General features: G+C 66.4%; 23 protein-coding genes. 9 read left to right on the forward strand and 14 right to left on the reverse strand.

Going from position 1 to position 26,395, the window contains the following annotated elements:
* The first annotated feature begins 1 nt into the window (after position 1).
* Positions 2-580, forward strand: a complete 579-nt coding sequence (locus tag HNP71_RS05035; RefSeq protein WP_183265793.1) for a VTT domain-containing protein — start codon at positions 2-4, stop codon at positions 578-580.
* Positions 581-586: 6 nt separating this feature from the next.
* Here HNP71_RS05035 and HNP71_RS05040 read toward each other — a convergent pair whose 3' ends face one another.
* Both HNP71_RS05040 and HNP71_RS05045 read right to left on the reverse strand, forming a co-directional pair.
* A complete protein-coding gene (locus tag HNP71_RS05040) occupies positions 587-985 on the reverse strand; it encodes a hypothetical protein (RefSeq protein ID WP_183265794.1) in 399 nt (132 codons plus the stop codon).
* A gap of 167 nt (positions 986-1,152) precedes the next feature.
* Positions 1,153-1,512: a hypothetical protein gene (locus HNP71_RS05045; protein WP_183265795.1), complete on the reverse strand. Its 360-nt coding sequence runs from the start codon at positions 1,510-1,512 to the stop codon at positions 1,153-1,155.
* 97 nt (positions 1,513-1,609) lie between these two features.
* Between HNP71_RS05045 and HNP71_RS05050 the strand changes: the two genes are divergently transcribed.
* Entirely contained in the window at positions 1,610-2,101 is a 492-nt protein-coding gene (locus HNP71_RS05050) for a flavodoxin family protein (RefSeq protein WP_183265796.1), read from the forward strand.
* Between the two features lie 99 nt (positions 2,102-2,200).
* On the opposite strand, the gene HNP71_RS05055 is transcribed toward HNP71_RS05050, so the two are convergent.
* The 6 genes from HNP71_RS05055 to HNP71_RS05080 form a co-directional block, all read right to left on the reverse strand.
* Positions 2,201-2,956, reverse strand: coding sequence for a DeoR/GlpR family DNA-binding transcription regulator (locus tag HNP71_RS05055; protein ID WP_183265797.1), 756 nt, complete (start codon positions 2,954-2,956; stop codon positions 2,201-2,203).
* A gap of 82 nt (positions 2,957-3,038) precedes the next feature.
* Complete coding sequence (locus HNP71_RS05060) at positions 3,039-4,529, reverse strand: CYTH and CHAD domain-containing protein (RefSeq protein ID WP_183265798.1); 1,491 nt, start codon at positions 4,527-4,529, stop codon at positions 3,039-3,041.
* 46 nt (positions 4,530-4,575) lie between these two features.
* Complete coding sequence (locus HNP71_RS05065) at positions 4,576-6,147, reverse strand: PEP/pyruvate-binding domain-containing protein (protein WP_183265799.1); 1,572 nt, start codon at positions 6,145-6,147, stop codon at positions 4,576-4,578.
* On the reverse strand, positions 6,144-8,060 hold the full coding sequence (locus HNP71_RS05070; RefSeq protein ID WP_183265800.1) for a hypothetical protein: 1,917 nt from the start codon (positions 8,058-8,060) through the stop codon (positions 6,144-6,146). Before HNP71_RS05070 ends, HNP71_RS05065 begins: the two co-directional genes overlap by 4 nt.
* A 190-nt stretch (positions 8,061-8,250) precedes the next feature.
* Complete coding sequence (gene thpR, locus HNP71_RS05075) at positions 8,251-8,784, reverse strand: RNA 2',3'-cyclic phosphodiesterase (RefSeq protein ID WP_183265801.1); 534 nt, start codon at positions 8,782-8,784, stop codon at positions 8,251-8,253.
* 75 nt (positions 8,785-8,859) lie between these two features.
* Complete coding sequence (locus HNP71_RS05080; RefSeq protein ID WP_183265802.1) at positions 8,860-10,617, reverse strand: aminopeptidase P family protein; 1,758 nt, start codon at positions 10,615-10,617, stop codon at positions 8,860-8,862.
* A gap of 170 nt (positions 10,618-10,787) precedes the next feature.
* Between HNP71_RS05080 and HNP71_RS05085 the strand changes: the two genes are divergently transcribed.
* On the forward strand, positions 10,788-11,021 hold the full coding sequence (locus HNP71_RS05085; protein WP_221246637.1) for a DUF1127 domain-containing protein: 234 nt from the start codon (positions 10,788-10,790) through the stop codon (positions 11,019-11,021).
* Between the two features lie 113 nt (positions 11,022-11,134).
* Here HNP71_RS05085 and rpsO read toward each other — a convergent pair whose 3' ends face one another.
* Together rpsO and truB are read right to left on the reverse strand one after the other, a co-directional pair.
* On the reverse strand, positions 11,135-11,404 hold the full coding sequence (gene rpsO / locus HNP71_RS05090) for a 30S ribosomal protein S15 (protein ID WP_183265803.1): 270 nt from the start codon (positions 11,402-11,404) through the stop codon (positions 11,135-11,137).
* A gap of 22 nt (positions 11,405-11,426) precedes the next feature.
* Positions 11,427-12,350 (reverse strand): tRNA pseudouridine(55) synthase TruB, encoded by a 924-nt coding sequence (gene truB / locus HNP71_RS05095; protein WP_183265804.1) that lies wholly within the window; start codon positions 12,348-12,350, stop codon positions 11,427-11,429.
* Between the two features lie 192 nt (positions 12,351-12,542).
* Here truB and HNP71_RS05100 point away from each other — a divergent pair, with 192 nt between their 5' ends.
* Positions 12,543-13,772 carry an AAA family ATPase gene (locus tag HNP71_RS05100; RefSeq protein WP_183265805.1) on the forward strand — a complete coding sequence of 410 codons (1,230 nt, stop codon included), beginning with the start codon at positions 12,543-12,545 and terminating at the stop codon, positions 13,770-13,772.
* A gap of 78 nt (positions 13,773-13,850) precedes the next feature.
* Positions 13,851-16,280: a DNA topoisomerase (ATP-hydrolyzing) subunit B gene (gene gyrB, locus HNP71_RS05105; RefSeq protein WP_183265806.1), complete on the forward strand. Its 2,430-nt coding sequence runs from the start codon at positions 13,851-13,853 to the stop codon at positions 16,278-16,280.
* 71 nt (positions 16,281-16,351) lie between these two features.
* Here gyrB and bioD read toward each other — a convergent pair whose 3' ends face one another.
* Entirely contained in the window at positions 16,352-17,014 is a 663-nt protein-coding gene (bioD, locus tag HNP71_RS05110; protein ID WP_183265807.1) for a dethiobiotin synthase, read from the reverse strand.
* Positions 17,015-17,082: 68 nt separating this feature from the next.
* Here bioD and bioB point away from each other — a divergent pair, with 68 nt between their 5' ends.
* The 3 genes from bioB to HNP71_RS05125 are packed head-to-tail and all read left to right on the forward strand — an operon-like array spanning position 17,083 to position 22,290.
* Positions 17,083-18,042 carry a biotin synthase BioB gene (gene bioB / locus HNP71_RS05115; protein ID WP_343062211.1) on the forward strand — a complete coding sequence of 320 codons (960 nt, stop codon included), beginning with the start codon at positions 17,083-17,085 and terminating at the stop codon, positions 18,040-18,042.
* The gene (locus tag HNP71_RS05120) at positions 18,039-19,289 is read left to right on the forward strand and encodes an adenosylmethionine--8-amino-7-oxononanoate transaminase (protein ID WP_183265809.1); all 1,251 of its coding nucleotides are present in this window, start codon (positions 18,039-18,041) and stop codon (positions 19,287-19,289) included. Before bioB ends, HNP71_RS05120 begins: the two co-directional genes overlap by 4 nt.
* A 34-nt stretch (positions 19,290-19,323) precedes the next feature.
* A complete protein-coding gene (locus tag HNP71_RS05125; protein ID WP_183265810.1) occupies positions 19,324-22,290 on the forward strand; it encodes a glycosyltransferase in 2,967 nt (988 codons plus the stop codon).
* On the opposite strand, the gene HNP71_RS05130 is transcribed toward HNP71_RS05125, so the two are convergent.
* From HNP71_RS05130 to HNP71_RS05140, 3 genes are read right to left on the reverse strand one after another with little or no spacing between them, the layout of a single operon-like run.
* The gene (locus HNP71_RS05130; protein WP_183265811.1) at positions 22,287-23,801 is read right to left on the reverse strand and encodes a YifB family Mg chelatase-like AAA ATPase; all 1,515 of its coding nucleotides are present in this window, start codon (positions 23,799-23,801) and stop codon (positions 22,287-22,289) included. The two genes, HNP71_RS05125 and HNP71_RS05130, sit on opposite strands and share 4 nt — an antisense overlap.
* Positions 23,802-23,852: 51 nt before the next feature.
* Positions 23,853-24,605, reverse strand: coding sequence for an SDR family oxidoreductase (locus HNP71_RS05135; protein WP_343062260.1), 753 nt, complete (start codon positions 24,603-24,605; stop codon positions 23,853-23,855).
* Positions 24,606-24,609: 4 nt separating this feature from the next.
* Complete coding sequence (locus HNP71_RS05140) at positions 24,610-25,893, reverse strand: amidohydrolase family protein (RefSeq protein ID WP_183265813.1); 1,284 nt, start codon at positions 25,891-25,893, stop codon at positions 24,610-24,612.
* On the opposite strand from HNP71_RS05140, the gene HNP71_RS05145 reads away from it, so the two are divergent.
* Positions 25,883-26,392, forward strand: coding sequence for a hypothetical protein (locus HNP71_RS05145; protein ID WP_183265814.1), 510 nt, complete (start codon positions 25,883-25,885; stop codon positions 26,390-26,392). The two genes, HNP71_RS05140 and HNP71_RS05145, sit on opposite strands and share 11 nt — an antisense overlap.
* Positions 26,393-26,395: the final 3 nt, after the last annotated feature.

The raw sequence follows: 26,395 nt of genomic DNA on the forward strand, positions 1-26,395 counted from the left end.
CGTGCTGCGCCGGGTTTACGACAATGTAATCGCTCTTGCGGAGCGCCCCAGCGCGCCGCTCTGGCTGCTGGGGCTCGCCTTCGCCGAGGCGAGTTTCTTCCCCCTGCCGCCGGATGTGCTGCTCATCCCCATGGCGCTGGCCAATCCGCGCCGGGCGCCGCTGTTTGCGGCGCTCGCCACGCTGGGTAGCGTGGCGGGCGGGGCGTTGGGCTATCTCATCGGCTACGCGCTGTTCGCCAAGCTGGCGCAGCCGCTCATCCATTTCTACCATTACGACGCCGCTTTCGCCGCGTTTCAGCACAAATTCGCCGAGTATGGTGTGGCGGTCATCCTCATCAAGGGCCTGACGCCGATCCCGTACAAGATCGTCACCATCGCGGCGGGGGCGGCGGCGTTCAGCTTCCCGCTGTTCATGGGGGCCAGCCTGATCACGCGCGGGGGGCGGTTTTTTCTCGAAGCGCTGTTGCTGCGCATCTTCGGCGAACCAGCTCGGCATTTCATCGAGGACCGGCTCGGCCTCGTCACCGCCACCATCGCGGTGCTGATTCTGGCGGGGTTTATCGCGCTGAAGCTGGCCTAGCGGAGGCTAGAACGCGGCTTCGATCTGCGCCAACGCGGCGCGGGCCTTGTAGAGCAGGTAGCCGAAATTCGCGTCCTTGGAGCAGACGAATACCGCCCCATAATCCGGGTAGATTTTCCCGCGCAGGAAGACATGGGTGCTCGTGTCGGTATTGGCGATTAGCTCGCGCGGCGGCTTGACGGCGGCGGCGCCGGAAATCTGCGCGTCGAACAGGGCTAGCCCTTCATGGTCGAACAGCCCGGCGGAGGCGGCGGGCAGATGGTCCTGCACCTGCGGCGGCAGCTCCGTGGCGGTGCCGATATGCAGCGCCACCCCGGCGCTGATGTCGATGAAGGCGATGGCGAGGCAGCCGGGAACATCGGCCAGTGCCGCGGTAACGGCTTCCTGGATGCCATTACCGCTCACGCGCGCCTCCTAGTCCCGGCACGGCGGCAGGACAGGCGAGAGGCGCGGCGGAGCACATGATCGCTCAAGTCAGGCAGCATAATGTTTCTCATGCGCACTTGCGCATAATTCTTCAAGAGCTGGCTTGGTGTGCCGGTGCCTCTCAAGCCAGATTCGTAACGTTTTGGTCAGACCACCAGATCGCGGTCGACATCCTGGACCTTGCGGCGGGCCAAAGCGAGGTTGCCGGTTTCCTTGTCCAGGATGAAATAGATGAACAACCCCGGAGAGGACTGGCTGGGGCGGAGGATGTGATATTGCTGGTCCAGCGTGACCAGGATGTCCTCGACCGTCCCGGTGATGCCAAGATCCTTCATCGTGCGCAGCTTGGCGCGGATGAGTTCGGTGTTGCCCGCAGAGGCGACTTCGATGTCGATCCCGTTGCCCTTGCTGCCGAGGACCATGCCGCTGTTATAGTCAACGACCGCCGCGCTCAGCGCGCCTTTCAGCCCCGCCAGCGTGGTAAGCGACGACTCCAAAGTGCTCATACCAACCCCTTAATTTTTTGCCATGCTACGCTAGGTGGAGGGAGCGGAGACTGTCAACACGGTCGCGGATACTTCATATGGCCACGGGGAGGGCGGGATGAAAACCTTGCTGATCGTTTATCACAGCCGCACTGGCGGGGCCGCGCAGATGGCCCGTGCGGCGGCGCGCGGGGCCAGGGCCGAGGCTGAAATCCACACCCGGCTGCTCACGGCCGAGGCGGCGCGGGCCGAGGATCTGCTAGCCGCCGAGGCATATATTTTCGCGGCTCCAGAGAATTCAGCCGCGCTTTCGGGCGAGATGAAGGCGTTCTTCGATCGCGCCTATTACCCGGTGCTCGGGCGTATCGAGGGGCGGCGCTATGCCAGCCTCATCTGTGCCGGGAGCGACGGCACCAACGCCGCGCGGCAGATCGCGCGCATCACCACAGGCTGGCGGTTGCAGGCGGCGGCGGAACCGCTGATCGTTTGCACCCATGCGCAAACGCCCGAGGCGATTCTGGCCGAGAAGGTGCTGCGCCAGGAGGATCTGGCCGCCTGTGCCGCACTCGGCGAGGCGATGGCCGCCGGGCTCTCCGCCGGAATTTTCTAGAGCGTTCGTTCTGTAGATGAAGGCTCTAGCCTGGTATTTTGACAAGCAATTTCATGCGTTTATCTTGCCGCTTCCGCAGCAGGCTAAACGCATATAGCTCTAGCCGGTGACGATCCGCACGCCGGTGGCGGCACAGCGTGCGATGAAATCCTCGGGTGGTGGGGCGTCGGTGATGATCTTCTGCACCTTGCCCCACTCACACACCTTCACCGGCGCCTCGCGCCCAAACTTGGACTGATCCGCGATCACCCATGTCTCCTCGGCCTGGGCCATGGCGGCGCGGGAGAATTCGGCCTCGAAGAGATGGAAATCCACCAGCTCGCCGCGCGCGTTGATCCCCGCCACCGAGAGCAGGGCGCAGCGCACCTCGAACTGCTTGAGGAACTCGATCGAGCTGGGCCCGAAGGCCGCCGCGTCGTCCCCGCCCAGCTCGCCGCCGGTCATGAACACGCGGTTGTTATTGCGGCTGGCGAGGCGGCAGGCGATTTGGGCCGAGTTGGTTACCACCACGAGGTTGGAGCGCGCGGCTAGGGCCTCGGCCACATAGGTGGTGGTGGTGCCGTTATCCAGGATCAGGCTATCGCCATCGCGCACCATGTCCAGCACCAGCGACGCCACCTGGCGCTTGCCTGCCTGGTTGAGGTGCATGCGGCGCTGGAAGGGCGGGTCCGCCGTCTGGTCCGGGCTCATGATGCCGCCATGGAAGCGCAGCACGCTGCCTTGCTCGATGAGCGGTTTGATGTTGCGGCGGATCGTTTCGGTGGATACGTCGAGCCGCGTGGCGAGGTCGGTAATGCTGGCGCTGCCGGTTTCGCGCACGGCCTGCAGGATATCCGCCTGGCGTTTCAGAGACATTGGCCAACTCTTCCGAAATTCACCGCATCTTCGAGTGTTTTTTAGGGAAATTCAAGGGCCTGGGCGGCTCGGGCGGCGGGGGTCAGGCGGCGAAGGGCTTGGTGCCGGTGAAGGCTTTCCAGCGTTTTTCCAGCAGAGCGTCGTCGGCCAGGGCCGAATGCGCGCACCAGCCGAGGATGATGCCGATCGTCCGTGCGGTTTCGGGCTTGCTGCCGTCCAACCGGTCCAGCAATTCGCGCGCGGTGGCGAGGTCGTTGAGATGCCCCAGCTCCTCCTGCAGCCCCGCGGCGGCGGCGGCGTATTGCTTCACCTTGCCCTTGGCCGTGAACAGCCCGCCAAACAGATCCGCCGCGTAGCGCAGCTTCTTCAGCTCGATTCGTACCAGATGGCGGTCATGCGCGTTGAGGCTGATGATATGCTTGCCGCGCTTGCGCACCTTGCGGTGCAGGCGCAGCAGATTGGCGGTGGCAAACTCCAGTGCCGGGGCGGTGAGGCTATCCAGCGCCTCCACCGGCACGCCGTTGCGCCAGCCATGTTTGGCCAGGAACGCCTCCACCGTGAGCACGAAGCGAGATGTCGCCGGGTCGGCGAGCAAAGTATGCACGGCCTCGTACCCGGTTTCGCGGTATTCGCGGCATTGCTCGAGAATCGACGCCATGCCGGGCTCGGTGGTGAAGGCCGCGGCGGGGCCCTCATGCAGCAATTCGAGGAACACATCCCAGTTGCGGGCCTCGCCCATCACATTGGCGATGCGCTTGGCCTCGTTGCGGAAGCCGGAGAACTCGGCGGAGGGGAGGGCGCGGTTGAACAGCCCCAGCACCGAGCGCAGGCGGCGCATGGAAACGCGCATCTGGTGGACGGCGCCCACTTCGTCGCCTCGGTAAAAGGCGGGCCAGTTGGCGAGGAATTGCGACAGGCAGGATTGGGTGAGGTCCACCACCGCTTCGTCGAGGCTCGGCATGCCGGTCAGGCCGGTGCCGGCTTTCACCTGCCGCGGTGCGGGGGCCCCGGCGAGCTGCGCGCCGCGGCCTTCCAGGCTGTCCGCCTGGAGCTGCATGGGGAATTTCTTGGTCAGCGTCAGGGCGAAGGGGTATAGTGCCCAGCCGGGGCCGGTCAGCACCACTTCCTTCACGTACTGTTTCTCGGCCTCGGCCAGGATGCTGCCGGTTTCCAGCGCCACCTCCACTTCGCCAGCGCGGCGGGTGAGGCGTTTGATGTCCGTGATGAAGGCCGGGTGCAGCGCGGCGCCGTCCAGCAGCGTGGTGACGGCCACTTCCCAGTCAGGGCCGAGGGCGGCGAGGTCGGGCGTGGCGCCGGGAATATCCGCCGCCATTTCGCCGTCCGGCATATGCAGCTCCAGCCGATGCCCGCGCCGGGTTTTGGCCATGCGCAGGAACACGCTATGCCGCGCCAGGACGAAATCCGAGCTGTCGTAATATTGCTGCGTGACACGCCGGGCGCGCGGCGGGGTGTGTGGGGCGTCCAGCAGCGGGCTGCCGGGCAGGGCCGCCAATGTCGGGGCATCGGCAAGAAAGCGAAGGGTCTGCACGGGTACAGCTACAGGGTCGGTCATGGCAGAGATTCTGGGCTGTGGAGCATCCAGCATAGTCCCGCTTCCTCTATTGTCCAGCGCGCCAGGAGGCCAGGGCGGCCATTTCCTCGGCGGGCAGTTCGGAGATGATCTCCCGCTGGCCCAGCGTGACGGCGCCGGTCTCGCCATCCAGCGAGAGCCAGTCGCCCTCGGTGAAACGCTGCCCTGCCAGCTCCGCGCCCTCGGGCAGGATGCGCAGCGCCGCGCACCCCACCAAACAGACGCGCCCGAGCTGGCGCGCCACCACGGCGGCATGGGCGGTGCGTCCGCCCGTAGCGGTGAGGATGCCCGAGGCCACGGCGAAACCGCCGACATCCTCGGTGGCGGTATCATGCCGTACCAGAATGACCGGCTCGCCGCTCTCGGCCAGGAGCTTGGCGCGCTCGGCGGTGAAGGCGGCGCGGCCGCTGGCCACACCGGGTGCTGCGGGGATGGCGGTGGCGAGCGGGGCTTGTGCGTCGGCAAAGCGCGTTGCCCGCGCGGCGGCGAGGTCGATGCCCTCGGCCTGGGCCAGGGCTTCCTTGGGCGTGAGCAGCCCTTCGGCGACGAAATCCACCAGGATGCGCAGCGCCGCGCGCGGGGTGCGCTTGGCTGAGCGGGTTTGCAGGAAATAGAGCTCGCCGCGCTCGATGGTGAATTCGATGTCCTGCACATCGTGATACGCGGCCTCCAGGCGGCGTGCGCCGTTTTCCAGCTCGCGCGCCACTTCGGGGAGTTGCGCGGCCAGCGCCCCCGCGCCGCCAGTGGGGCGGCGGCCCGCTACCACGTCCTCGCCCTGGGCGTTGCTGAGGTAGTCGGCGTAGAATTCCTTCTCGCCCGTGGCGGGGTTGCGCGAGAACGCCACCCCCGCGCCGGATTTTTGCCCCGCATTGCCGAACACCATGAGCTGCACCGTCACCGCCGTGCCGGTCAGCCCGTCGAGCTGGTTCAGGCGGCGGTATTCGCGGGCGCGCTCGCCCTCCCAGGAGCGGTACACGGCGCGCGCGGCCTCGCGCAGTTGTTGCATCGGGTCCTCGGGCACATCGCCCGCGAGGGATTGGAAGCGCTGGGTCAGGCGTTCCAGCGCCTCCGAATCCAGCTCCGCCTCGCTGGCGGCGTCCTCGGCATGCAGCATGTCGGCGAGCGCCGTTTCGAACCCGGTCTTGGGCGCCTCCAGCACCACCTCGGCGTACATTTGCAGGAAGCGGCGGAAACTGTCCCAGGCCAAACGCGGATTGCCGGTCAGGCCGATCAGCCCGCGCAACGTGCGCTCGTTCAGTCCGACATCGAGGATCGTTTCCAGCATCCCTGGCATGGACTGCGCGGCCCCCGAGCGCACCGAGACCAGCAGCGGCGCGCGCACATCGCCAAAGCCCTTGCCGGTGAAGGCTTCCAGCTCCGCGATGCCCTTGCGCAGCCCGTGCTCCAGCGCGTGCAGGGCCTCGGACTCGCCGGCGTTGATGGCGGCGCAGAGTGTCGCGGGCAGCACGAAGGCGGGCGGCACCTTCAGGCCGAGATGGCTCATGCGCCAGAGCTGGGCGGCCTTGTTGCCCGCCACTTCCTTGGTCAGCGGCTTGGCGTGGCCGGGCAGGCCGATGAACAGCGGGGCGAATTTGCTCATGCGGAAAGCTCCTCCAGCACGCGGTCCCGCAAGGCGAAGGCGGCGTGCGATAGCTGGTCGGTGGCACCCTCCAGCGCCTTGGTCAGTTCCAGGCGCAGCAGCAGGGCGCGGGCATCGGCGCAGGGCGTGCGCATCAGCTCGGCGAAGGCTTCGCGCTGGGCGGTATCGGCTTCACGTTCCAGGCTCACCACGGCGTCGATGGCCTGCAATGCCTCGGTGGCGTCGGCGCGCTGGCCATCGGGCAGGCGGGAGGCCGCTTCCACCGCCCGCACCATGGCCGAGAGCGCGCCGGTTACCGTCTCGGCCAGAGGCAGAAGCAGGGGGGTGGCGCAGTCGTCCCCCTCGGGCGCCAAGCCAAGCAGATAGGCGCAATCCTCCAGCGCATCGGTGGTGTTCTCCACTTGGTCGATGACCTGGCGCAGCATCGTGGCCCCCTGCATGCGCGCCGCCAATTCGCGCAGCTGCGCGGTCAGCTTGTCGGCCTTGGCCTCCATGGCCTTGGCGCGGCGGGCGAAGTCCCGCGCTGGGGCGGGGTTTTCCAGGCAGGCGGCAATGCCTTCGGCAATGCAGCGCGAGAGGCCGAGATGCCGCACCAGCAGGGTGAACACCGCGCTCTCGGCGGTCTCGAATCGGCGGGAGAGTTCGGCCTGGATCTCGTCGCGGATCAGCCGTGCGCTGCGCCCCGCCGCCAAGCCCTGGGCGGTGCCGCGCAGGGTGTTGCGTAGAAACTCCACGCAATCTTCCTCGCCCAGCGCGTCGTCCAGCCGCTCGCCATAGCGGATGCGCCCCGAGGCGGCGCGATGCACGGCATCGTACACCAGCTCCGCCCCGCCGAGTTCGAGAAAGGCGCGGTGGCCGTAATCATGCGCCGCCGCCCAGGTGAGCAGGCCGATGGCGGCGTTCTTGCCGAGGAAGATCTGCAGCGCCTTGCGGGCCTTGTTCCAGTCGATGAGGAAGACCAGCCGCGAGCCGAGGAAGGCGAGGAAGTCGTGGCGTTTCCCGGCGTCGGTAGAAGCGAAGCGGCCATTGATGAGATAGAACGCCTCTTCCTCCAGCCCCTTGGCTTGGCGCTGGTTGAGCGGGCTCCATTCCACGTTCCAGCCCGCGAACAGGTCGATGAAGAATTTGGCGCGCGGGCGGTGGATGTCCGTGTAGGTGACGGTGACGTCAGCGTCCGTGACATGCACCACCAGCACATGTGCATCGGTGGTGCCGATATCGTTCTGGATGGTCAGATGCGCCGCCCCATGCACCGCCGTGGTGCCGAGGCCCGGATGCCCGAAGGCCAAAGGCGCCGTGCGGTGCAGTCCGCGCATGAAGGCGCGCACGGCGTGGCGGTCGTCATCGGTAAGGCCATGCACCATGGCGCCGTCCAGATTCTCGGCGGCGGTGCTGGCGGCAAGCTGGTTCAGCGCCTTGTGCAGATCCATCACCAGGACGTGGAATTTGTTCCCATTCTCGCGGCTGGCGCTGGTGAGGGCGGCGATGCGGTTGAGCGGGATTTCATCTGCTGCCTGCGGGGCGAGGGCGGGTTGCAGAGCCTGTACCCGCGGGGCCAGGGAGGCGGCCTCCGGCATGGCTGCGGTGGTAAGCGGGGCGAGCATGGCGTCGAGATCGGTCTTCAACCCGCCGAGCAGTGCTCCGGCGCCAGGGAGGAACAACGTGTCCGGCCCCAGCAACCTGGCTTGGCCCAGGGCGGTTTCCGGCATTTCGGAGTCCAGTCCGGCTGCACGCAGCTCTGGCGCGAAGCCCCGCGCCGCCCGTGCCGGTTCGCGCGCCTTGGCGGTGGCCTCCTGCATCAGTGAGAGGCGCAGCTTGATCCGGTCATTGGCCGCCAGCGCCGCGCTGATCAATCCGGGGAGCAGCACCTCGCTCTCACCCAGCACCCCGACAATTTCGCTCTTTACCGTCACGATTTTTCTCCCGCTACCGGTTTGGTAGCGGAATCATCGCGCGCGGGCTTTGCGGTAAGTCATAGGCCGGTGGTGAAGTTTTTGTGACGGCTGGATGACGTGGATATCGGTGCAGAACGGATCGAGGGCGGAGAGATGGGCTGCGATGTGCCGGTTCAGTCCAGCAGCCCCTGCGCCGCGACTTTAAGTGTTACCCCAGGGCGTATTCGGCTTCCGGCGTGTAGGTCGGCTGGTCCTTGCCCAGGAAGGAGCTGAACAGCGTGACGTTATCGGCCCGGATGGGCGCGGAGCGGTAAAGATTGTTCGCCTGCACGAAGCTGGTGAGGGAGGGGGTGACGCCCATATCCATGCGCGCGAGCGTGACATGCGGGGTGAATCTGCGCTTGTCCGGGGCGAGGCCGCAGCGGTTCAGCGCCGTCTCCACCTTGGCCTGGAGCCGGGCGAGGTCCGCGTTGCGCTCCACGCCCACATAGAGCGTGTTCACCCGCCCGTTCTTCTCGAACCAGCCTAGGCCGGAGAGCGAGAACTCGAAGCTGCGCCCGCGAAGGGAAGCAAGGGCGAAGTCGATCTCTTCGGCCTGCAAGCGATTGGCCTCGCCGATGAAGCGCAAAGTGAGGTGGAAATTATCCGTCGGCACCCAGCGCGCCCCGGGCAGATTGCAGGAAAGATCGCTGAGCTCTTCTTTGACCTCCCAGGGGAGGTCGAGGGCGACGAACAGGCGCATGGTCAGGCCTTTCTGCTAGAATTCAGCGACTCGCTTGCGACAATTTTGCAATGCAGCGCTTTGCCCGGTCAACCATTATATGGGGGCTGTGGCGGCCTTTGCCCAGGCACGGGTGGTATCGTCGAGCTGCGGGGCCAGCGCCTCGTATACCTGGGCGTGGTAGGCGTTGAGCCAGTCCAGCGCTTCCGGCGAGAGCAAGGCGGGCTCGATCAACGCGCGGTCGAACGGCACCAGCGTGACCGTCTCGAAACGCAGGAACGGCTTCAGCGCCCCGGGGAAGAGCGCGGGCTGCACCAGCACCAAGTTTTCCAGCCGGATGCCGTAAGCCCCAGGCAAATAATAACCCGGCTCGTTGGAGAGCAGCATCCCCGCCGCCAGCGGCACGGGCTTGGCCGCGCGGGAGATGCTGGCCGGTCCCTCATGCACCGAGAGATAGGAGCCGACGCCGTGCCCGGTGCCGTGGTCGTAATCCAGCCCGGCGCGCCAGAGCTCCTGGCGGGCCAGAGCGTCCAGATGTCCGCCCGCCACGCCCACGGGGAACACCGCCCGGGCCAGCGCGATATGCCCGGCCAGTACGCGGGTGACATTGGCGCGGATCTCATCCGGGGCGGGGGCGGGGCCGGTCCAGATGGTGCGGGTGATGTCGGTCGTGCCGTCCAGATACTGGCCGCCGCTATCGATGAGATAGACCTCGTTGGGGCGGATTTCGCGGTCGCTCTCGGGGGTGACGCGGTAATGGATGATCGCCCCATGCGCGCCGGCGCCCGAGATGGCGGGGAAACTCTCGCCCCGGAACAGCTCGCCCTCGGCGCGGAAGGCGAGGAGCTTGGCGGCGGCGGAGCTTTCGGTCTGGCCACTGGCCGTGCTCAGCCAGGCGAGGAATTTCACCATCGCCACGCCGTCGCGCTTATGCGCGGCGCGGGTGCCGGCCTGCTCGGCGGCGTTCTTCAGCGCGCGGGGCAGGGCGACAGGGTCCGGCCCCGGGGCGATGCGCGCCCCGGCCTCGGCCAGCGCCGTCTCGAACCAGGCGGGCTGGGTGGCAGGGTCGAAGCGCACGGTCTTGCCGTGCAGCGTCGCGATTTCGCCGGGCAGGGCCGTGCGGTCCAGCAGCGTCACCTCGGGGCCGAGATGGTCGCGCAGTTCCGGCGTTATCTTCTCCGGGGCCATGAAGATCAGTGCCGTGGCGTCGGCGCGCAGCAGGGCGTAGCCCAGGGCGAAGGGGCAGAATTCCAGATCCGCGCCGCGGATGTTGAACAGCCAGGCCAAAGAGGCGGGATCGGTGAGGATGGCAGCATCCTGCCCGGCGCCGCGCAGCTCGGTGGCGAGGCGCGTGCGCTTGGATAAGGCACTCTCCCCGGCATAGGTCTCGGGGTGCGGCACCGCCGGGGCCAGAGGCGGGGCGGGGCGGTCGGTCCAGATCTCGTCGATGGGATTGGCGGCCACCGGCACCAGCTCCACCCCGGCGAAGCGCTTCAGCCCCTCGGGGCTGATCAGCCAGGGGTCGTAGCCGATGCGCTTGCCCGCCGCCCTCGGGCGCAGCCAAGCTTCGGGCTTATTCTCGATGATATGAAGCCGCTGCCACAGGGCCGGGTCGGTCTCCTGCTCCAGTTGCAGCGTGTAGCGGCCATCGGAGAACACCGCTGCTTCCTCCGCCAGCACGATGGCCAGCCCCGCGCTGCCGGTGAAGCCGGTGATCCAGGCCAGACGCTCGGCGCAGGGGGGCACGTATTCGCCGAGATATTCGTCCGCGCGGGGGATGATAAAACCGTCCAACCCGGCCGCGCCGAGGCGGGCGCGCAAGGCATAGAGTCGATCCTCATGATTTTTCAGCATAGTTGCACCCCTATGACATGCGTCCGACGCAACGCTGCACCGCCGCAAAATACGCACAAAAAAACGCCAATATGCACTATAAGCAGGCGCACGGAGAGCAAAGCCTCTCCAGATTTGGAGTGCTGCTGGGTCGTGGTGACTCGGCCGCTCCTCGACAAAACAGGTGAATCATGTCCGCGACTATCCATAACCACACCACCCTGGGCAAGCTGGGTGCGCTCGTTTTCGCGCGCCAGACCCCGATCATGGACGCTGAGCGCCATGATACGCTGGTGAACCGGTTCCGGGCGTGGCGTGAGCGCCGAGCGGTTGCGGCGGAGTTGCATCGTCTCTCCGACCGTTGCCTGGCCGATATCGGCCTGACCCGTCAGGGGATCGACGAGATGCTCCGCGCCGCGCGCTAAGCGCCCCGGCTCGCCAGAATCAAAAACGCCGTCCGGGATGCCGGGCGGCGTTTTTTGTTGGGCGGCATGCGCCACAAAAAACGGGACCCGAAGGCCCCGTTCTTTTTATCCGATCAGCGGCGCAGGTTCAGGCGGCCGATGAGGTCCTGGTAGCGCTTCACGTTCTTGCGCTTCAGGTAGTCCAGCAGCGAGCGGCGCTGGCCGACCAGCACGAGCAGGCCACGGCGGGAATGGAAGTCCTTCGCGTGGGTCTTCAGATGCTCGGTGAGGTTGGAGATACGCTCGGACAGCAGGGCGACCTGCACTTCCGGGCTGCCAGTGTCGTTGGCGGCGGTGGCGTATTCGGCGATCAGCGCGGTGCGGCGCTCAGGGGTAATCGACATCGTGTGTTCCTTAAAACAAGAGTTAAAACAAGCGCTCCGGCTTCAGCCAGCCCTCGGAGAGCCGGGCCAGAGCCGCAACGCGCCCCGCCGCCGTCACACGCACCAGCCCCTCATCGGGGTTGGCGGCTTCGGGAATCCGCCCCATCAGGTCCACCAGGCTGATCGCCTGGCCCTGGGAGAGGGCGTGGAACTCGGCTGCGTTCAGGGCCAGAGCCGGGATGTCGTCCAGCGCGGTCGAGAGCGGCAGCAAAGTTTCAGCAAGAGACGCGGGCGTATGCGCCGGATCGAGGAATTTGTCCAGCGGAACCGCCATTTTTTCCAGGAATGGGCCCACGCGCAGGCGGCGCAGCACCGCGATATGCCCAACCGTGCCGCAGGCGCGGGCGAGGTCGCGCGCCAGGGAGCGCATATACACCCCCTTGCCGGACTGCACTTCGAACTCCGCATGGTCGGCATCCGGGCGGCCGATCAGCTCGAAACGGTCCACCTGCGCCGGGCGGGGCGGCAGTTCCGGCGGGCGGCCGTCGCGGGCCATGTCGTAGGCGCGCTCGCCAGCCACCTTCAGCGCCGAGAACACCGGCGGCACCTGCATGATGTTGCCGATGAACTGCGGCAGGGCGGCGCGGATCTCGTCATCCGTGGGCCGCGCGTCCGAGGTGACGATGACCTCGCCCTCGGCGTCATCGGTATCCCGCGCCTCGCCGAAGCGGATGGTGAAATGGTAGATCTTCGTGCTGTCCATCACGTAGGGCACGGTCTTGGTGGCCGCCCCGAGGGCGATCGGCAGTATGCCCGTGGCCAGCGGGTCCAGCGTGCCGCCATGGCCCGCCTTCTGCGCATCCAGCGCGCGCTTCACCTTGTTGAGCGCCTGCGTGCTGGTGATCCCTTGGGGTTTGTCGAGGATGATCCAGCCGTCCAGTTTGCGGCCTTTCTTTTGCCGAGCCATGCGTGTCCTAAGTCCTGAGTGAGGCGGCGCTGATAGGCCAAGCCGCGCCAATGGAAAAGAAGGCAGTAAGAATATCTGCCCCGAAAGGCCGCAACCGTTAACGGCGAAGCAATCTTTGTCTGGCCAGATCGGGGTGTCAGGAAAAATTCCGGCGATGTCCTCCAGCCCGATCCAGCCCAAGGATTCCCGCCAATGCCCGATGACAGCCGGCCCCTCGCCATGCCCCGCCTTGCCCAGGCGCCGGGCGGAAGCCACGCCTTCGCCATGCCGGCTTTGCCGCGCCCCATGCCGCAGCCGCGTGAGAAATTTGTAGGCTTTGTCAGCGATGAGCCAAGCGCTGCCCTGCTGCGCGAATGTCTGGAGGGGCGCGTCCCCGCCGATAACCGGGTACATGTGGTCGATTTCAAGGCCAGCCTGGAGATCCTCGCGGCCATGACCACGCCGGAGGTGGTGCTGGTGGACCTCTCCGGCGAGGGGCAGCCGATGAACGCCGTGATGGAGCTGGCCGAGGTGGTGCATGAGGGTACGGTGGTGCTCGCCATCGGCAAGCCACAGAATATCAGCTTCTACCGCACCGTGACCAAGGGCATGGGCATCCGGGAATATCTGGGCAAGCCGCTCTCTCGGGATACGGTGATGCGCAACCTGCTGCCCTTCATCGCCGCGCCGCCCGAGGCGCAGGCCACCGCGCGCGGCGGGCGGCTGCTGGCCATGGCCGGCGCGCGCGGCGGGGTGGGGACCACGACCCTGGCCACCAATCTCGCCTGGTACATCGCCACCGAGCTGCACCGCCATACCACGCTGCTGGACGGCATGCTGAATACCGGCACCGTGGGGCTGCATCTGGACCTGCCGCAATCCAACGGGTTGAGCGCGGTGCTGGAAACGCCGGAGCGCGTGGACACGCTGCTGGTGGAGCGCTGCATGCAGGATGCCGCCGACAGGCTGCATGTGCTGGCCGGGCTGGAGCCGCTGGAGCACGCCGTGCGGTACAATCATGAGAGCGCGGTGAAATTCATCCAGACCATCCGCGCGCGCTATAATTTCGCCGTGGCCGATGCTGGGTCGCGGTTGGAGCCCTTCGCCCGGGACCTGCTGCTCAACGCGCAGCAGCGCGTTATTGTCATGGACCCGAGCATGATCTCCATCCGCAACCTGGAGAGGCTGACCGGCCTGCCGGGCGGTGCCAGGACGCTGCTGGTACTCAACCGCGCCGGGGCGCCGGGTGGGCTGGCGCAGAGCTACATGGAGCAGAGCATGGGGCTGCGCTTTGACGCGGTGATCCCTGAACTGCCCCGGATCGTGCCGCGCAGCACGCAGCTCGGCACCCCGGCGGCGGCCCTGCGCGGGCCGTTCCGCGCGGCGGTGGCGGCGTTGGCGGCGGCGGCGGGTGCGGGGCCGCCGCCGGAAAAGCGGGGCTGAGGGAAGCCGGATTAGGAATTGCCGCGAAAACCGGCTATAACTTGGGCCTCTTCAGACGAATTTGGAGCCCTGCCGCGAATGTCCGAGCCGACGCCGCCGACCCCTCACGATGACGCCTATGACGCTGCCTCGATCAGCGTGCTCCGGGGGCTGGATGCCGTGCGCAAGCGCCCCGGCATGTATATCGGCGACACCGATGACGGCTCGGGCCTGCACCACATGGGCTTCGAGATCATCGACAACGCGGTGGACGAAGCCCAGGCGGGCTTCGCCGACCGGGTCAAGGCCGTGTTGAACGGCGATGGCTCGATGACCATCAGCGACAATGGCCGTGGCATCCCCACCGATATCCACCCCGAGGAAGGCATTTCCGCCGCCGAGGTGGTGCTGACCAAGTTGCATGCGGGCGGCAAGTTCAACCAGAACTCGTATAAGGTTTCCGGCGGCCTGCATGGCGTGGGCGCGGCGGTGGTGAACGCGCTTTCCGAGTGGATGGAAGTGCGCATCTGGCGCAACGGCCAGGAGCATTTCATCCGCTTCGAGAATGGCGAGACGGTGCAGCCGCTGAAGCTGATCGGCCCCTCGGACCACCCGAACGGCACGGAAGTCACCTTCAAGCCCGCCGCCACCACCTTTACCCATACCGAGTTCGATTACGCCATCTTCGAGCGCCGCTTGCGTGAGCTGGCCTTCCTCAATTCCGGCCTCGCCATCCAGCTCCGAGACGAGCGGCACGAGCCGGTGCAGGACGTGTTGTTCCACTACGATGGCGGCATCAAGGAATTCTGCAATTGGCTGGACCGGGCGAAATCCTCGCTGATCCCCACGCCGATCACCGCCATGTCCGAGGCCAAGGAGGCCGGGATCAAGGTGGAGTTCGCCTGCTCGTGGAACGATTCCTACCACGAGACCATGCTCTGCTTCACCAACAACATCCCGCAGCGTGATGGCGGCACACATCTGGCCGGGTTCCGCGCGGCGCTGACCCGCGTGGTGAGCGCCTACGCCAAGAGCCTGGGTAAGAAGGACGGCACGGATTTCTCCGGCGAGGATATGCGCGAGGGGCTGACCGCCGTGCTTTCGGTGAAGGTGCCGGATCCGAAATTCTCCTCCCAGACCAAGGACAAGCTGATCTCCTCCGAGGTGCAGCCCGTGGTGCAGGCGGCGGTGGCCGATGCGCTGAGCCATTGGTTCGAGACGCATCCCAAGGAAGCCAAGCTGATCGCGCAGAAGGTGATGGACGCCGCCGCCGCGCGCGAGGCCGCCCGCAAGGCCCGCGAACTGACGCGGCGCAAGGGGGTGTTGGACATTTCCTCGCTGCCCGGCAAGCTGGCTGACTGCCAGGAGCGCGATCCGGCGAAGTCCGAACTCTTCCTGGTGGAGGGCGACTCCGCAGGTGGTTCCGCGAAGCAGGGGCGTGACCGCAAGTTCCAGGCAATTCTGCCGCTCAAGGGCAAGATCCTCAACGTGGAGCGCGCGCGGTTCGACAAGATGCTGGCCTCCGCCGAAATCGGCACGCTGATCACGGCGCTGGGCGCTGGCATCGGCCGGGGCGAGCCCGACCAGGGCGGGTTCGACCCCGCCAAGCTGCGCTACCACCGCATCGTCATCATGACGGACGCCGACGTGGATGGTTCGCATATCCGCACGCTGCTGCTCACCTTCTTCTACCGGCAGATGCCCCAGCTCATCGAGCAGGGTTATCTTTACATCGCGCAGCCGCCGCTCTACCGCGCCAAGCGTGGCAACGACCAGCGTTACCTGAAGGACGATGACGCGCTGGAAGCTTTCCTGCTGGAGCGCGCCTTGGGCGAGGCGACTCTTACCTCCGGCGGTGTTCCGCTGACGGGAGAGGCGCTGAAGGCCGAGACACCCTGGATCGGCCAAGTGGTGCATCGGCTGAAGGCGCTGAGCAATTTGTTGCCGCTGGTGTATCTGGAGCAGATCGCCATTGCCGGGCTGTTCTCGCCGCCCGCTTTGGGCGATGCGGCCAAGGATTCGGCGCTGGTGGCGCGGCTGAACGCGCTTTCCCATCCCACCGAGCGGGGCTGGGTCGTCACCTCCGATGCCGCCGGCATCACGCTGGGCCGCACCGTGCGCGGCGTGGCAGAGCGCTACCATCTGGATGCCGCCAGCCTGCGTACCGCCGAGGCGCGGTATCTGGCCGAGCGTGCGCCGCGTCTGGCGGAGTTGTTCGGCGAGGAGGCGACTTTGGCCATCGACGGTGTGCCGAAGCCCGTGCATGGCCCGGCCGGAATGTGGGATGCGCTGCTGGCCTATGGCCGCCGGGGCCTGACCATCAGCCGCTTCAAAGGTCTGGGCGAGATGAACCCGGAGGAGCTGTGGGCCACCACGCTCGATCCGTCCGCTCGCCGCCTGTTGCAGGTGAAGATCTCGGATGGCGAGGACACCAACCAGATCTTCTCGACGTTGATGGGCGATATCGTCGAGCCGCGCCGCGACTTCATCGTGACCAACGCGCTGAAGGTGGCGAATCTCGACGCTTAAGGAAAACTTATAAAAGTTTTTTTGGGTGCCGCCTTTTTTACAAAAAAAGGCGGCATTTTCTTTGCAGTTTTTTAAAGCTTCGCGGCGAGCTTGCGGAAGGAACCGTCGTCGAAGTCGCGCGGGATGATGTGGATGGGGCAGGAGACGAAGCGCTCCAGCGTGGCGGCGGTTTCCTCGGGCAGCACAGGCGATTCCTCGCTTTCGCTCAGCACCACGGCGGCCACGTTCACCCCATGCGAAGCCAGAAACGCCCCGGTGGTGATGGTATGGCTGATGGTGCCCAGATACGTCCCCGCGACCAAGATGACCGGGAGCTTCAGCGCCACGATGAGGTCGATGATCAGGTGGTTGTCGTTCACCGGCACGGCGGCGCCGCCCACGCCCTCGATGAGCAGCGTGCCGCGCGCGGCGGTCATCGCCGTCTGGCAGAAGGTCACCACGTCGTTGAACACGATGCGCTTGCCCTCGCGCACGGCGGCCATGTCCGGCGAGAGCGGGGCGGTAAAGCGCCAGGGGCTGACGGTGGCGACATTCAGCGGCGTGACGGGGCGGCCCATGGCCTCCAGCAGCATGGCGGTGTCGGTTCCGGCGTTATCAGCCGGGTCGTAGCCGGAGAGGATGGGCTTGATCGCCGCGAAATCCCGCTTCAACTCGCGTCCGGCGCGAATCAGGCCGGACGTAACATAGGTCTTCCCGACCCCGGTGCCGGTGCCGGTGATGAAATAGCTTGCCATAGTCGTCCTTTTGCCTCTCTTGAAGCATGGGATTAACCTGCCCTGCAATCGAGAGATGGAGACGAACGGTGCCTGAAAGCCATATTGCCACAAAACCGCGCTGGACGCGCGCGGATGTAGCCGCCTTGCTGGCGCTGCCGTTCCCGGAACTGCTCTACCGCGCCATGACCGTGCACCGCGAGCATTTCGACCCGACTCGAATCCAGATTTCCACCCTGCTCTCGATCAAGACCGGCGGTTGCCCCGAGGATTGCGGCTACTGCCCGCAGGCCGCCGAGTACGAGACTGGCACCAAGGCGAACAAGCTGATGGCCGTGGAAGCGGTGCTGGAGCAGGCGCGCGCGGCCAAGGAGAAGGGGGCGGCGCGCTTCTGCATGGGCGCCGCTTGGCGCAGCCCCAAGGAACATGACCTTGAGGCCGTGTGCAGCATGGTCTCTGGCGTGAAGGCGCTGGGGCTGGAAACCTGCGTGACGCTGGGCATGCTCGACCGCGAGCAGAGCGCCAAGCTCAAGGATGCCGGGCTGGATTACTACAACCACAACCTCGACACCTCGCCCGAGTATTACGGCAAGGTGATCACCACCCGCACCTATCAGGACCGGCTGGACACGCTGGAAGCCGTGCGCGATGCGGGTATCAATATCTGCTGCGGCGGCATTGTCGGCATGGGCGAGGATGAGACCGACCGCGCCGGGCTGATCGCCACGCTGGCCAGCCTGCCGGAAGCCCCGGAATCCGTGCCCATCAACGCCCTGGTGGCGGTGGAAGGCACGCCGCTGGCCAAGGCCGAGAAGATTGAGCCGATCGACTTCGTGCGCGTGGTGGCGGCGGCGCGCATCACCATGCCCAAGAGCTATGTGCGGCTTTCCGCCGGGCGCGAGGCGATGACCGACGAAGCCCAGGCGCTGTGCTTCCTGGCGGGCGCGAACTCGATCTTCCACGGCGAGAAGCTGCTGACGACCAAGAACGCCACCGTGAATCACGACGAGGCGCTGTTCGCCAAGCTGGGGCTGCAACCCGAGGCATGAGCTGGCTTGAGACGGGCTGGCGGCATGTCTGGCTGCCTTACGCCCAGATGCAGACAGCCCCCCTGCCGCTGCCCGCGGTGCGGACCGAGGGCAGCAGGATTCACTTGGAAGATGGCCGCGTACTTATCGACGGCATCGCCTCCTGGTGGACGGCCTGCCACGGCTATAACCACCCGCATATCGTCGCGGCGGTGGCCGAGCAGCTGGGGCGCATGCCGCATGTGATGTTCGGTGGATTGGGGCATGAACCGGCGTATCGGCTGGCCACGCGCCTCGCCGCACTTATGCCGGGCTCGCTGAACCGGGTGTTCTTCACCGACTCGGGCTCCGTGGCGGTGGAGGTGGCGATCAAGATTGCCGTGCAGTCCCGCCTCAACCGGGGCGAGCGCGGGCGGACGAAGATCCTGGCCTTCACCGGCGGCTATCATGGCGACACGCTGGGCACGATGGCGATCTGCGACCCAGAGGAGGGGATGCACTCGATGTTCTCCGGGCTGTTGCCAGAACAGCCCGTGGTGCCGCTGCCACGTGATCCGGCCAGTATCGCGGGCTTCGAGTCCTTCCTGGAGCAGCATCACAAAACCCTGGCGGCGATCATCGTGGAGCCGCTGGTGCAGGGCGCGGGCGGCATGGTGCTGCACGAGCCGGAGGTCCTGCGCCGCCTGAGCAAAGCCGCCGACCATTACGGGCTGACGCTGATCTTCGACGAGATCTTCACCGGCTTCGGCCGCACCGGCACCATGTTCGCCTATGAGCGGGCGGGCGTTACCCCGGATATCGTCACCCTCTCCAAGGCGCTTACAGGCGGCACTTGCCCGCTCGCCGCCACCATCGCCACCGACGAGCTGTTCGAAGCGTTCCTGTCCGGCAGCCCGATGACCGCGCTGATGCACGGCCCGACTTTCATGGCCAATCCGCTGGGCTGTGCGGCGGCCAATGCCTCGCTCGATTTGTTCGAGACCGAGCCGCGTTTGGAGCAGGTCGCGGCCATCTCGGCACAACTCAAGCGGGAGCTTGAGCCTTACCGCACCCTGCCGGGTGTTCGGGATGTGCGCGTGTTGGGGGCCATTGGCGTGGTGGAGCTGGAGCGCATCGAGAACCCGGCCGCCTTGCGCCAAGCGCTGGTGAAGCAAGGGGTTTGGATACGGCCTTTTCGCAATATCCTCTATCTCACCCCGGCATTCACGGTCTCGCCGGAGGAGCTTTCCACGCTGACGCAGGCCATAGGTACCGTGCTGGCAGCTTGACCCGGCCTCGCTTGAGCCGCAACCTGGGCGGGAAATGCCGTTTCCCGCCCATGAAATCCTCCGCCCCGATTCCCCGGTAAAGCCCGCCTGGAGCTTGTTCGACACCGGCTGGTACCTGCACCGCTACGCCGATGCCCGGGCCGTCTGCGCGGGCAAGCCCGCCGAGGCGGCGCTGGACTATTATCTGCGCATCGGCGTGCGGCTGGGCCACAGCCCCAGCCCGGTGTTCGACGAACTCTACTACCTCGCGGAGAACCCGGACATCGCCGAACTGGTGCGCCGGGGCGCCTATTCCTCGGGGTTCGATCATTTCTGCCAGCACGGGCATCGCGGCGTCTCCCCGCACTGGTTGTTCAACGATGCGCTCTACGCGGATTTGTACGAGGACATGACCCTCGAGATCCTCGACGCGCATGGCTGTTACGGGCGCTACGACCATTATCTGCGCTCCGGCCAGCGCGAGCGGCGCATGGGGCATTTCCTGTTCGACGGGATGTTCTACCGCGAGCGCGCGCTGGAGGCCGGGATCACGGAAAGGGAGATCGACGGGCCGGGGCCGTATGCGCATTTCCTCGCCACGCTCGGCGGCGGCGGGGATGAGCTGGCAACCTCGACCTATTTCGACCCCGCCTGGTATGTGGAGCATCATCCGGGCGCCAAGGCGGAGATTTTGCGCGGGCGCTATAGTGCCGCCATCCAGCACTACCTTACCAACACGGCGCCTGAAGCGTTCGACCCGGTTCCGCAATTCTCCGAGCGCTTCTACCGGCGCCGCTACCCGGACATTGCGTCAGCCATAGAGGCTGGGTTGTACCGCAACGCCTATCAGCAATTCGTGCAATATGGCTGTTTTGAGCTGCGTCAGCCGTCGCCGGATATCGACCTCGCCTATTACCGCGACATGCATGAGCGCGTTCGCAACGATCTGAACGCGGGCGTGGTGCGCGATGCCTTCGCGCATCTGCGGCTGATCGGCCTGAAGGAAGACATGGCCTATTGCCCGCCAGAGGCTCCGCCCGCATTGGACGAGGCTGGCACACGCGAGGCGTTTCTGAAAAAGGCCAGGGCGGATCTGGCGATCTTCGCGCGCCAGGGGCTTGATTTTGGTTTCGGGGGCGTGCCGGAGGTGAGCGTGATCCTCGTCGCGCATAATCGCTTTGAGCTGACGATGCGCACCCTTGCCTCGCTACGGCGGAATTTTGCGGGGGCCATCGAACTGATCCTCGTCGATAACGCTTCCACCGACGATACGCGCCGGATTGGCACTTACGTGCGCGGGACGAGGCTTTTGCGCAGCGAGCAGAATCTTGGTTTCCTCCGCGCGGCCAATCTGGGGCTCGCGCATGCCACCGCCCCGGCGCTGCTGTATCTGAATAACGATGTTGAGCTGGGCTTCGGCGCTGTGGCCTCTGCGCTGCGGCGTTTGAACAGTGCCGGGGAGATCGGCGCGGTGGGGGCAAAAATCGTGCGCAGCAATGGGCTGTTGCAGGAGGCAGGGTCGATCATCTGGAACGAGGGCACGGCGGTGGGCTATCTGCGCGATGCCCCGCCGCTGACGCCAGAGGCGAATTTTGTACGTGATGTCGATTACTGCTCCGCCGTGTTCCTGCTCTGCCGCACCGCGCTGGTGAAAGGGCTTGGCGGGTTCGATGAGGATTTTACTCCCGCCTATTACGAGGATGCCGATTTGTGTGTGCGGCTCATCGGGGCCGGCTACCGCGTGGTGTACGATCCGGCGGTGACGCTGGAGCATATGGAGTTCGGCAGCGCACCCACCACCGAGGTCTCGATGGCGCTGATGCGAAGGGGGCGGCGAATCTTCCGCGACAAGCATAAGGCGTTTCTGCAGAGCCAGTATGCGCCCGGTCCGCAAAACCTCATCCCCGCGCGCAGCCGTGGCCAAAAACCGCGTGTGTTGTTTATCGAGGATACCGTGCCGCTGCGCCGCCTCGGCTCGGGCTTCGTGCGCTCCAACGACATTGTCCACGCCATCGAAGCCGCGGGGTATGAGGTGCATGTCTTTCCCATCAACGGCGCGCCCTATGATTACATGAGCCTGTATGGCGAACTGCCGGAGACCGTGGAGGTGCTGGTGGGGCAGGACTTCATGACCCTGCCGGACTTCCTGGCCGAGCGGCGCGAGGTATACGATCTGCTCTGGGTGGCGCGGACGCATAATCTGGACCGTGTGCTGCCGCTGCTGGAGCAGGCGAAGATCAGCGCGCCGATCATCCTGGATACCGAGGCCATTGCCAGCGCCCGCGATGCTTTGCGCTTCCAGGCGTTTGATTTCACCGAGGCGTTCGCGGCGGAGTTTGCCAGCGCCGGGGTGGCGGCGATGGTGCTGGCCGTGAATGAGCGCGAAGCTGGGCTGCTGGCGGCCTCGGGGCTGGCGGTGAATGTGGCGGTGCTGGGTACGGTGCGCCGCCCCGCTCCCACGCCGCGCGGCTTTGCCGAGCGGGGCGGGCTGTTGTTCGTCGGCGCCGTGCATCAGGCGGACAGCCCGAATCTCGATGCGTTGCGCTGGTATGTGGAGGAGATTTACCCGGCGCTGGCCGAGATCATGGGTGAAGTGCCGGTGCTGCATGTGGCCGGGCATGTGGCGCGCGGGGTGGGGCTGGAGGGTATCGCCGAGCGTCCAGGCATCGTCTGGCATGGCGAGCTGGACGATCTGACCCGGCTCTACGATGAAGCGCGTCTGTTCATCGCCCCCACGCGCTTTGCCGCTGGGACGCCATACAAGATTTACGAGGCCGCTGGATTCGGTCTGCCCTGCGTGGTGACGCCGTTGCTCGCCGCACAGCTCGGCTGGGCGGATGGCCGGGAACTACTGGCGGCCAATGATCCGCGCGGTTTCGCGCAGCAGATAGCCCGGCTGTACCGGGACGAAGCCCTGTGGACCGCGCTGCGGCACAACGCCCTGGCCAAGTTGGCGCGTGAACACCGGCCGGAGGATTTCGCCGCGCGGGTGGGGGAGATTTTGGCGGTGGTGCGGGGCTAGCCAGTAACTGGCATCCGCCCCGGCTGGCGCAGGCGGTAGGCCAGTGCCTCGGCGATATGCGGCTTCTGCACGATTTCGCTTCCGGCGAGGTCGGCGATGCTGCGCCCCACGCGCATGGCGCGGGTGAAGCCGCGTGCCGAGAGCCGCAGCTTGCCCGCCGCATGTTCCAGAAACGCCTTGGCTTCGGGTGAAAGTTCGATCAGCTCGCCCCCGGCCTCGGCATTGCAGGTGGGACCATCCTCACCATAACGCGCTCGCGCCATGGCGCGAGCGGCGGCGATGCGCTCGGCCACCACGGCGCTGGACTCGCCTTGTGGCGCCCAGGCCAGCTCCTTGGGCGAGAGCGGGGTGATCTCGATGACGATGTCCATGCGGTCGAGCAGCGGGCCGGAGAGCTTGCCCTGGTAATCCTCGCCGCAGCGCGGGGCGCGGCCGCATTCGCGCGAGCCATCGCCGAGGTAACCGCAGCGGCACGGGTTCATCGCCGCCACGAGCTGGAAGCGCGCGGGGTAGGTGATGTGCGCGCTGGCGCGGGAGACGGTGGTTTGCCCCGCCTCCAGCGGCTGGCGTAGGGCTTCCAGCGTGGCGCGGGGGAATTCGGGCATTTCATCCAGAAACAGCACGCCGCGATGCGCGAGCGAGACCTCGCCCGGCTTGGCCCGGTTCCCCCCGCCCGCGATGGCCGCCTGGCTGGCGGAATGATGCGGCTCGCGGAAGGGCGGGCGGGTAATGAGCTGGCCGTCGCGCAGCATCCCGGCCACGGAATGCACCATACTCACCTCCAGCGCCTCTCTGGGGGTGAGGTCCGGCAGCAGCCCCGGCAGCCGCGCCGCCAGCATGGATTTGCCGCCACCGGGCGGGCCGATCATCAGCAGATTATGTCCTCCAGCCGCCGACACCTCCAGCGCGCGGCGGGCGGTTTCCATGCCGCGCACATCGGCGAGGTCCAGCACCGGCCCGCCGCCGCCAAGCTGGCCGGGGGGCGGGGCGGGGATGAGCTGCGTACCCCGGAAATGGTTGATCAGGCTGAGTAGGTCGGGCGCGGCGACGAGGTTGATCTCCCCGGCCCAGCCCGCCTCGGCCCCCTGCGCCGCCGGGCAGACCAGCCCCCACTCCCGCCGCGACGCCGAGATGGCGGCGGGCAGTACGCCCGCCACGGGGTTGATCCGGCCATCCAGCGACAGTTCGCCCAGGGCGGCGCAGCCGGCGAGTTCCTCGGCGGGCAGCACATCCATGGCGGCGAGCACGGCCAGCGCTATGGGCAGGTCGAAATGGCTGCCCTCCTTGACCATGTCGGCGGGGGCGAGGTTGACCAGCACGCGCTTCGGCGGAAGCGACAGCCCCATGGCGGTGAGGGCCGCGCGCACGCGCTCCCGCGCCTCGCCCACGGCTTTGTCCGGCAACCCGACCATGAGGAATCCTGGCAGCCCGGCGCTGATCTGCACCTGTACCTCGACGCGCTGAGCCTCGATGCCGGAGAAAGCGAAGCTGTTGACGCGTGCGATTGCCATTAACCTGCCTGCAATAGTTGCCGACAGGTTAAGTGTGCAATTTATAGTTGTCTAGCTGCGCTTCACCGCGAACGGACCGCTGGCCTGGCAGGTTGGCATCATCTCGATCTTGTTGATGTTCATGTGCTTGGGCAGCGCCACGATCCAGGATGCTGCCTCGGCGATATCCTCCGGCGTGAGCGGCGTGGTGCCGGTGTAAACCGCCGCCGCCTTCGCCTCATCGCCATGGAAGCGCACCTGGGAGAATTCCGAGCCGCCGCATAGCCCGGGCTCGATATCTGTGACGCGGATGTTCTTGCCCACGAGGTCCGCGCGCAGGTTCAGCGAGAACTGGCGCACGAAAGCCTTCGTCGCGCCGTACACATGCCCGCCCGGATAGGGGTACTCGCCCGCCACGGAGCCGAGGTTGAGGATCACGCCATCATCGCGCTCGACCATGCCGGGCAGGATGGCGCGGGTGACATGCACCAGCCCGGTGACATTGGTGGCGATCATCGTGTCCCACTCTTCGAGGTCGGCTTCCCAGGCGGGGGAAAGGCCGAGGGCGAGGCCAGCATTGTTCACCAGCACGTCGATGCGCCGCCAGGCTTCCGGCAGGCGCTCCACGAACCCGGCGACGGATTTGGTGTCGGTCACGTCCAGCTCCACGGGGAGCAGCTTGTCGCCCAGCTCCTTGGCCAGCGCCTCCAGCCGCTCCACGCGCCGCCCGGTGGCGATGACGCGGTGGCCGTCTTTGACGAAACGCCGCGCAATGGCCGCACCGAACCCGGCGGTCGCGCCGGTTACCAGAATTGTCTTCATTATTTCCTCACCCCAGATTTGCACGCGTGAAATCCACGGCAATCTCAGCGCCATTCAGCAGCACCCGGCTTTCGCGCGGGGGCGCCTTGGCGATGACATGGCCGCGCCGGATAACATAGAGACGCTCGGCGGAAATGCGAATCGCTTCGAACGCGTCGGCCGCTTGCAGCACCACGAGATTCGCATCGCATCCAGGCGCGATGCCGTAATTCTGCAAGCCGAGAATTTTCGCCGGCGCCTCGGTCACGGCGGCGAAACAGGCTTTGATATCCGCCTGGGAGGTAAGCTGGCCGACATGCAGCCCCATGCTGGCCACCTCCAGCATGTCGTGGCTACCGAAGGAGTACCAGGGGTCCATCACGCAATCATGCCCGAAGGCCACGTTCACCCCCGCTGCCAGCAGCTCCTTCACCCGCGTCATGCCCCGGCGCTTGGGGTAGGTGTCGTGCCGGCCTTGGAGCGTGATGTTGATGAGCGGGTTGGCAATGGCTCCCACACCGGCCTCGGCGATGAGTGGAATTAGTTTGCTCACATAGTAGTTATCCATGGAGTGCATGGAGGTGAGGTGCGAGCCCGCCACGCGCCCCTGCATGCCGTGGCGCACGGTTTCCGCCGCCAGGGTCTCGATATGGCGCGAGAGCGGGTCGTCGGTTTCATCGCAATGCATGTCCACGCGCGTGCCCCGGTCGGCGGCGATGCGCATCAGCGCCTTCACGCTCTCCGCGCCGTCTTCCATGGTGCGCTCGAAATGCGGGATGCCGCCGATCACGTCCACGCCCATGTCCAGCGCGCGTTGCAGGTTGATGGCGGAGTTGGCGTAACGGAGATAACCATCCTGCGGGAAGGCGACGAGCTGGATGTCCAGATAATCGCGCATGTCGCGGCGTAGCTTGGTCAGCGCCTCCACGGCCAGCAGCCGGTCGTCGCAGATGTCGACATGGCTGCGGATGGCCAGCGTGCCGCGCGCGATGGACCACAGGCACAGCTTCTTGGCGCGCTCGTAAATCGCCTCGACGGTGAGATGCGGCTTCAGCTCGCCCCAGAGGGCGATGCCCTCCAGCAGCGTGCCTGACTCGTTCAGGCGCGGCAGGCCGAGGGAGAGGGTGGAGTCCATATGCACATGCGCGTCGGCGAAAGGCGGGGTGACGAGGCGGCCCGTTGCGTCGATGACCTGCCCGGCCTCGGCGGCGAGGTTTGGCTCGGCGGCGGTGATTTTGCCGCCCTTGATGCCGATATCGATATTGGTGCGCCCGTCCGGCAGGGTGGCCCCGCGGATGATCATGTCGAGCATCGTTTGTCCCTCTCGCTGTCTCGCCGCCCAGCATGGCTTCAGCCCTGTTGCCGCGCAAGCCGCACATGGGTACACCGGAACCATGCGCGCCCTTGTTCTTCTGGCTGTTTTGCCTCTCGCCGCTTGCTCCCTTCCGGGGCGGGAAACCCTGGCGCCGAACCCGGTCGCGCCGCAGGCGAGCGAGATCGCCGCGACGGACGCCTTCACCGGGCGCATCCCGCTGGTGACGATCCAGCCCGGCACTACCGATTTCGCGGCCCCGTTGAAGAGTGCGGTGGCGCAGGCGCTGGCGATCAAGCCGCAAGCGGCGTTCGAGGTCACGGCCCAGGCGCCGCAGGGGATCGCCCCCGACGATGCGGTGACCTTCCTGCAAAACCTCGCCCCGCTGGCCAGCATCGTGGCGCAGTCCATCCGCGCTGACGGTGTTGCCGCCGACCGCGTCACCCTCGCCGCCCGCACTGGGGGGCAGGCGCCCGTCATCCTCGTTTACGTGAAATAAAGG

The sequence above is a fragment of the Acidocella aromatica genome, assembly GCF_014201825.1.
In the GTDB taxonomy this organism is placed as follows: domain Bacteria; phylum Pseudomonadota; class Alphaproteobacteria; order Acetobacterales; family Acetobacteraceae; genus Acidocella; species Acidocella aromatica.

What these genes read in the sequence shown, in the direction of transcription:
- HNP71_RS05045 (WP_183265795.1), bottom strand. Translation starts at nt 1,512, where the DNA reads ATGAGCACTTTGGAGTCGTCGCTTACCACGCTGGCGGGGCTGAAAGGC.
- HNP71_RS05130 (WP_183265811.1), bottom strand. Translation starts at nt 23,801, where the DNA reads ATGGCAATCGCACGCGTCAACAGCTTCGCTTTCTCCGGCATCGAGGCT.
- HNP71_RS05080 (WP_183265802.1), bottom strand. Translation starts at nt 10,617, where the DNA reads ATGCTGAAAAATCATGAGGATCGACTCTATGCCTTGCGCGCCCGCCTC.
- truB (WP_183265804.1), bottom strand. Translation starts at nt 12,350, where the DNA reads ATGGCTCGGCAAAAGAAAGGCCGCAAACTGGACGGCTGGATCATCCTC.
- HNP71_RS05055 (WP_183265797.1), bottom strand. Translation starts at nt 2,956, where the DNA reads ATGTCTCTGAAACGCCAGGCGGATATCCTGCAGGCCGTGCGCGAAACC.
- gyrB (WP_183265806.1), top strand. Translation starts at nt 13,851, where the DNA reads ATGTCCGAGCCGACGCCGCCGACCCCTCACGATGACGCCTATGACGCT.
- HNP71_RS05065 (WP_183265799.1), bottom strand. Translation starts at nt 6,147, where the DNA reads ATGAGCAAATTCGCCCCGCTGTTCATCGGCCTGCCCGGCCACGCCAAG.
- HNP71_RS05085 (WP_221246637.1), top strand. Translation starts at nt 10,788, where the DNA reads ATGTCCGCGACTATCCATAACCACACCACCCTGGGCAAGCTGGGTGCG.
- thpR (WP_183265801.1), bottom strand. Translation starts at nt 8,784, where the DNA reads ATGCGCCTGTTCGTCGCCCTCGACCTCCCCTGGGAGGTCAAAGAAGAG.
- rpsO (WP_183265803.1), bottom strand. Translation starts at nt 11,404, where the DNA reads ATGTCGATTACCCCTGAGCGCCGCACCGCGCTGATCGCCGAATACGCC.
- HNP71_RS05060 (WP_183265798.1), bottom strand. Translation starts at nt 4,529, where the DNA reads ATGACCGACCCTGTAGCTGTACCCGTGCAGACCCTTCGCTTTCTTGCC.
- HNP71_RS05140 (WP_183265813.1), bottom strand. Translation starts at nt 25,893, where the DNA reads ATGCTCGACATGATCATCCGCGGGGCCACCCTGCCGGACGGGCGCACC.
- HNP71_RS05145 (WP_183265814.1), top strand. Translation starts at nt 25,883, where the DNA reads ATGTCGAGCATCGTTTGTCCCTCTCGCTGTCTCGCCGCCCAGCATGGC.
- HNP71_RS05120 (WP_183265809.1), top strand. Translation starts at nt 18,039, where the DNA reads ATGAGCTGGCTTGAGACGGGCTGGCGGCATGTCTGGCTGCCTTACGCC.
- HNP71_RS05125 (WP_183265810.1), top strand. Translation starts at nt 19,324, where the DNA reads ATGCCGTTTCCCGCCCATGAAATCCTCCGCCCCGATTCCCCGGTAAAG.
- bioD (WP_183265807.1), bottom strand. Translation starts at nt 17,014, where the DNA reads ATGGCAAGCTATTTCATCACCGGCACCGGCACCGGGGTCGGGAAGACC.
- HNP71_RS05100 (WP_183265805.1), top strand. Translation starts at nt 12,543, where the DNA reads ATGCCCGATGACAGCCGGCCCCTCGCCATGCCCCGCCTTGCCCAGGCG.
- HNP71_RS05050 (WP_183265796.1), top strand. Translation starts at nt 1,610, where the DNA reads ATGAAAACCTTGCTGATCGTTTATCACAGCCGCACTGGCGGGGCCGCG.